Consider the following 357-nt stretch of genomic DNA (forward strand, 5'->3'; position numbering starts at 1 on the left):
GGGACTTGTATCCCGGGGGGCGGCGGGGGCGTCGGGCCGCCTCCGCGCGTACCGCCCCCGGGTGTGCGCGGCGACACGGGCGCCTTGCCGGTGTCCGCGTCCGCGATGCCGGCCGGGTCCACGTCGAGGACGGGCCCGACCGCCGTGCGGGGGAGCCCGCTGCCGCCCTGCATCAGCGCGGTCGGCGCGTCGGCCGGTACGGCGGGGGGCGGTGTGTCGTCGTCGTCCGAGCCGGACAGCGGCGGCGCGAACACGGTCGCCGGGAGGGGGACGGAGGCGTCGTCCGCCGCGGCGCCCGAGGCACTGGTGTCGTTCCAGGGGGACGGCGGCGGGGTGGCGGGCACCCCGTCGNCGTCC

The 357-nt window shown here is 80.6% G+C and carries 1 pseudogene; it reads right to left on the reverse strand.

The features are described from left to right. Positions 1–351: pseudogene (locus tag MW084_RS11185) on the reverse strand (SUKH-4 family immunity protein); the annotation flags it as partial. Positions 352–357 lie beyond the last annotated feature (6 nt).

The sequence above is a fragment of the Streptomyces sudanensis genome, from assembly GCF_023614315.1.
GTDB classification, from domain to species: Bacteria; Actinomycetota; Actinomycetes; order Streptomycetales; family Streptomycetaceae; genus Streptomyces; species Streptomyces sudanensis.